The organism is Stenotrophomonas sp. INTA L402-1, from assembly GCF_059295135.1.
The window spans coordinates 1-566 of sequence record NZ_JCAFWP010000198.1 but is presented as its reverse complement, the minus strand read 5'-3'; the positions used below and the strand labels follow the sequence as shown (position 1 = coordinate 566).

Genomic DNA, 566 nt, shown 5'->3' with positions numbered 1-566 from the left:
ACTCAATATCAGGTGCAGTTGATGTATCAACACGGTTCAGCAACACCCGATACTTCTTCCAGGCTTCCAGCAACGAGGTTTCTTCCTCCGTTGCATATACAGCTCACCTTTTTTCACCCACGATTAACCAACAGCCAGACCAGCAGACACGCCACCACCGGCACAGCAAAATCCATCAGACTTGCCACATCCCACGCGCGCGGATCAAAACCGCCCCACCACGGCATATTCATTCGCTTGCCATGCCCGAACATTTCAATCCAGCGATATTCTGCCTGGGTATGTTCTCGGGCAATAAAGAACGTACAACCGGCTATCGCCCCGTAAGCCCAGTTTCCGGTAAAAAGACCAACCAGTACCTGCGCAGCCACAGCACAAAGTGCATGAAGGAAAGGTGTTATATCCATTACTCCTCCTTTATCCGATATCGCTTCGGGAAGTTGATAACAACTTTAATTCTGACTCAAGTTCATCAACTCTTTCAGTCAGTTTCTGGATATGGTGAATCAGTGGAACAACCAGACGTTCGTACATTACACCTTCGGCAACCTGTCTCTTATACACAT

Annotated in this window: 1 protein-coding gene and 1 pseudogene; both read right to left on the bottom strand. The window is 48.2% G+C overall.

Annotated features, from left to right (window positions below; all coding sequences use genetic code 11):
* Nucleotides 1-82: pseudogene (locus tag AC5O77_RS22320) on the bottom strand (tail fiber assembly protein); the annotation flags it as partial.
* Nucleotides 83-113: 31 nt separating this feature from the next.
* Nucleotides 114-407: a hypothetical protein gene (locus AC5O77_RS22315; protein WP_000355609.1), complete on the bottom strand. Its 294-nt coding sequence runs from the start codon at nt 405-407 to the stop codon at nt 114-116.
* Nucleotides 408-566: the final 159 nt, after the last annotated feature.

Coding starts and splice junctions, on each gene's coding strand:
- AC5O77_RS22315 (WP_000355609.1), bottom strand. CDS start 407: ATGGATATAACACCTTTCCTTCATGCACTTTGTGCTGTGGCTGCGCAG.